The organism is Caulobacter sp. S45 (assembly GCF_903642205.1).
Lineage (GTDB): Bacteria > Pseudomonadota > Alphaproteobacteria > Caulobacterales > Caulobacteraceae > CAHJWH01.
In genome coordinates, this window is sequence record NZ_CAHJWH010000201.1 from 1 (window position 1) to 4,561 (window position 4,561).

Consider the following 4,561-nt stretch of genomic DNA (forward strand, 5'->3'; position numbering starts at 1 on the left):
GGCCCGCAAAGGTGTCCTCAACGCGGAGAACCTCGCCGCGCTCGGACCAGACCGACTTGCGTCTCTGCTGATGGAGCTCGCCGGCGGCGACACAACGGTGCGCAAACGGCTGGTCCTGGCGGTGGCGGAGACCAGCGGCCCAGGCGGGGTGATCAAGGCTGTGGACCGGCGGTTGAGCGCGCTGGCGACCGCGCGCGGCCACATCGAGTGGGAGAAGGCCCGCGCCTTCGCCGCCGAACTCGACGGACTGAGGCGATCCATTGCTGAGAGTTTGACGCCGCGTGACCCCGCGGCGGCGGCGGACCGGCTGGAGCGATTGCTGGGTCTTGGACCGCGGTTGATCGAGCGAGTGGATGACTCCGACGGCAGGATCGGCGCTGTCCTCGAGCGCGCGGTTGCAGACCTTGGGGCCGCCTGGACCCAGATCAGCAGCCGTGACCCGGATACCCTGGCCGAGAAGGTCCTCGGCCTTGTGGTTGCAGACCAATATGGCGTCTACGACGAGATGATTGCTGCGGCCACTCCAGCCTTGGGCGAGGTGGGCCTGCTGGCGCTTGGCGATCTGGCCCGCAAGGCCTTCTCCGAAAAGCCCCCGCCTGCAAAGGCCAGGAGCTTCAACTGGAGACGCACCAGGCTCCAGCAAGTGCTGGCCGAGGTGGCGGACGCTCGAGGCGACGTGGACGGCTTCATCGCCGTGCAAACCGCCGAGAATGGCGGCCCGGTCAACACGCGGGCCATTGCAGGGCGCCTCCTGGATGCAAACCGCCCTGATGAAGCGCTGAGCTGGCTCGACAAGGAGACCGCCAGGCCAGGGCTGCGGGTGATGACCTACGCCGACCTGGAAGCTCGATCCTCTCCGCCCGAGCGACCTGCAGGGCTGGACTGGGAACGGGAGACCCTGCGCATACGCGCGCTTGAGATGCTTGGTCGCCGGGACGAAGCCCAGGACTCCCGCTGGCGGCTGTTCGAGCACACCCTGCACCCGGACCTGCTCCGCAGCTATCTGAAGGTCCTGCCGGACTTCGAGGACGATGCAGCCCTTGATCGTGCGTTCGCCCTGGCAAGCACCCATGCCAGCGCACTGATGGGCCTGAGCTTCCTGATCCGCTGGCCCAACCTGAGGCTCGCCGCCGAGCTCGTAAGTCGCCGCGCCGACGCCCTGGACGGGCGCGACTACGAAATCCTCAATCCCGCCGCGGAGGCCCTGGGCGAACGCCATCCTCTCGCGGCGACCCTTCTGCACCGCCGCCTGATCGACAGCGTGCTCGAGCGGGCTGCGTCCAAGTCATACCCGTATGCAGCGAGGAACCTTGCTGCGTGCGCGGCTCTGGCCGACGTCGTCGACTGGTCCGCGGCGGCGTCACCTTCCCACGACCAGTACGTCGCTGACCTAAGAGCCCGCCATGGGCGCAAGTCAGGGTTCTGGTCAATAGTCTCCTAGCGGAGTTTGGTCATTCATGCAGCGGCATGTTTGTCTGAGCGATGTGGCACACGTCGCCAGCTGGACTAATATGGCCGGCGAGTCGTGCCTTTGAGGTAATTAGGTGAGGCAGTCTGCAATACGGCCTTTCGGGCTCCCGCGCGGGCGAACCACAGCTGACCTGCAAAGGTCAGAACGCCCGCCCAGATGAAGCCAAAGGAGAGTATCCGCAGGGGCGTCAGGCTTTCGCCGGCCTCGAAGCCCACCATGAACTGCAGGGTGGGAGAGATGAACTGCAGGAAGCCCATGACGGACAACGGCAGGCGCCGCGCGGCGAAAGCGAATAACGCGAGCGGCAGGACCGTCGCCGGGCCACAAAGCATCAGCAGGCCCGTCGCTGCAGGCGTGACGCCGAACACGCCGTGCCCATTGTGGCTAAGCCAGACTGTGTAGGCCACCGCCGGAGCGAACAGGATCAGGCACTCCACGAGCAATCCGACCTGGGCCTCCACGGCCGCCTTCTTGCGCACGATCCCGTATCCACAGAAACTGAGCGCCAGGACGACGGACACCCACGGGAACTCGCCCAGGGCCAGGCCCTGTAGTCCGACCCCAGTGGCGGCAAGGGCTACAGCGATCCAGCCGGTTCGGCTGATCCGCTCCTCGAAGAGAACGGCGCCGGCGGCCATGTTGAGCAGCGGTAGAATGTAATAGCCGAGGCTGGCGGAAATGGTCCGGCCTGCGCTCACGGCCCAGACATAGGTCGACCAGTTCACAGCTATCAGGAAAGAGGACAGCGCCAGCGCCGCCCAGGTCGAAGGTCTCAACCGGCGAAGGCTTGCCGCCTGACCTGTGATGAACACCAGAGCCGCGACGCATGGCAGCGACCAGATCGTGCGCCATGCCACGATCTCGAAGGCGCCGGCTCCGACCCGACCTGCCCAGATGAATAAGATCGGGAGCAGGCCCCAAGCCAGATAGCAGCCCAGGCCTGCAAAGACCGGGATGCGGTCGCCGCCCTGCGGACCGATCCCCGTTGCGGAAGTGGGCTCGGGGATGGTCATGGCCGCCGTTTAGACGAAGGATGGACCACGGGCGAGGACCGGCCGCTGCCAGGGTCATCTCAGGTTCCGGCAAAGACGTGTTCGTTCACCGGGCCTTTCGCGCGAAGTCTAAATTCCCACAGAGCTATGCTCACGAGAGCGCTGCGGCGGCCTCATCGAAGCGGGCCTCCAGCCACGGACTGGCGCCTCTGCAGCCCGCGACCACCTCCCTCGCCCAGTCACGATATTCATCGCGACGCTCCGCCGTCCAATCCGGCGGCGGACTGGCGACGAGCGCCCGCAGGTTGGCGGTCTTGTCCGCCAGCTTGATCAGCTTGGCGCCCCTGGAGGCATGGGGTGCGTGCTCCACCTGCAAGCGCTTGCGCTCGGCTTTGGGCAGCGACTTGTCGTCGGTCACCTCGGCGACCAGGGCGGCCACGTCAGCGCCGAACCGCTCGCTGATCTCGGCCAGGCTCGCGCCTGTGTCCTCCACGGTGTCGTGCAGCACGGCCGCGATGGCGATGTCGAGCTCGCGCCCTTCGGTGGCGTGGGCGACCAGTTCGGCGACCTCGGTGAGGTGGTTCATGTAGGGCTCGGCGCGCTGGCCCTTGCGGCGCTGGTCCACGTGCTGGACGGCTGCGAAGTGGTAGGCGGCCGCGAGGTCGACGACCGTGGTCATGGGCTTGGTCTCCTTTTAGCTTCATCTCGGTAGGGGCTGCATGCGTCGACGCTTGGCTCTGCGCCCTCCCGTCAGGTGCTGCTCGTATGAAGGCCGGACGCGAAGGGCTGGATCGTCACGCTCCCACACCCGGAACTTGTTCGTGTCGAGCAGGCTCGGCGGCGAGCAGCTGTGATTGAACCCGCGAGCATAAAAGTGCGTGCGGTAGAGCTCCACGGAGAGGACGTAGTCGTCGTCGAACGCGACTAGGTCCGCCAGGTCGATGATCCAGGCCCGCCCTTCGCGGCGCCCGCGGAGCAGTCCGCCCTCGATGAGCTTGGGGATGTAGGTCTCGTGCGCGCCTAGCAGCAGCCCGGCGTCACACGCGGTGAGCTTCACGCCGGCGCGCTGGGCGAGGTCCTTGGAGCCGGCGAGGAACGCCCTGACGAACTCCACGTCGACCAGGAGCTGATCGATCAGCCGGTGGCGGGTGGCGTCCATGGCGCAGAGCGGCAGCCGCCCGGACAGCAGGCCTTTGAACACCTTCGCCCAGGCCTGGCTTGAGAACCTGCGCGCCATGGCGTGGGCCAGGGGATCGGGCCAGCGGCCGCCACCGCGGTTCGGGACCACCTTGCGCAGGGCCTGCACACAGGCCTGGACGCTGGCGGCGCCGTAGAGCGCATCCACATCGGCCAGTCGCCGTGCGTCGGGATCGGTGATGGCCTCGATCAGCCCGTGCTCGGCTAAGGCGGAAAGACAGAAGGCGGGGACGTTCAACAGGGCCGCGGCGCTGGCCGGCCGCATGGCGCGCTTGTACTCGGCGACCGCCGCCTGCAGCCGGGCGCGATCGAACCGCACGCTGCCGCCCCGTCCCGTCCTGCCGCTGACCAGCGCCTCGCTCTGCGGGACCAGACGAGACAAGGCCGCCTTGGCGACGGCGAAGCTGGATTGAGCCTGGGTCAGGCTCAAGGTGTCGGCGCGCGTGGCCCCGCCCAGGTGCGCCAGGGCGCCGAGCTTCACCGGCGTCGCCGCCGCCACGGCTGCGTCGCCAATGCAGCTGCAGAGCAGCCGGCGCAGGGGCGTGTCGGGCTGGCGGCTGTCGAAAAACCGGCCCAGCGTCCCCAGCTCCCGCAGCGCCATGGACGGGGAGAGACAGACCCCGCTCTGGCCCTGGCGCAGGCGAGCCACGAGCGTGGGAAAGCCGTCGGGCCAGCCCTGCACCAGCTCATAGCCCCGCGCGATCGCCTCACATCTCAGCCAGTCCAGCCGACCTGCGCCAAGGTCCCGCGCGATCTGCGACCCGCGCCTTGACTCCGGGTGCTCCCAGGCCACCCCGAGCTCCACCACCGCGGTGAACACCTCCCCTGGACCTGCCTCGGAAAAGTGGAGAGCTCCCGGTGAGGAAGGAGAGCCTCCATGCCACAACGATTCACGAAGGAG

At 67.7% G+C, this 4,561-nt stretch carries 4 protein-coding genes; 1 reads left to right on the plus strand and 3 read right to left on the minus strand.

What is annotated here, in order from left to right:
- A partial coding sequence (locus tag HUV06_RS14720) for a DUF6880 family protein (protein ID WP_174302002.1) occupies nucleotides 1-1,441 on the plus strand: 1,441 nt, incomplete at its 5' end.
- Nucleotides 1,442-1,506: 65 nt separating this feature from the next.
- Here the strand turns inward: HUV06_RS14720 and rarD are convergent.
- The 3 genes from rarD to HUV06_RS14735 all read right to left on the minus strand — a co-directional run.
- Nucleotides 1,507-2,484, minus strand: a complete 978-nt coding sequence (gene rarD / locus HUV06_RS14725; protein ID WP_174302003.1) for an EamA family transporter RarD — start codon at nucleotides 2,482-2,484, stop codon at nucleotides 1,507-1,509.
- A gap of 130 nt (nucleotides 2,485-2,614) precedes the next feature.
- Nucleotides 2,615-3,142, minus strand: a complete 528-nt coding sequence (locus HUV06_RS14730) for an HD domain-containing protein (protein WP_174302004.1) — start codon at nucleotides 3,140-3,142, stop codon at nucleotides 2,615-2,617.
- A gap of 21 nt (nucleotides 3,143-3,163) precedes the next feature.
- Nucleotides 3,164-4,561 (minus strand): hypothetical protein (locus tag HUV06_RS14735; protein WP_217433906.1); only part of this gene is annotated, 1,398 nt, incomplete at its 5' end.

Bases quoted from the DNA above. Each gene is read 5' to 3' on its own strand.
- HUV06_RS14730 (WP_174302004.1), bottom strand. From the start codon at position 3,142: ATGACCACGGTCGTCGACCTCGCGGCCGCCTACCACTTCGCAGCCGTC.
- rarD (WP_174302003.1), bottom strand. From the start codon at position 2,484: ATGACCATCCCCGAGCCCACTTCCGCAACGGGGATCGGTCCGCAGGGC.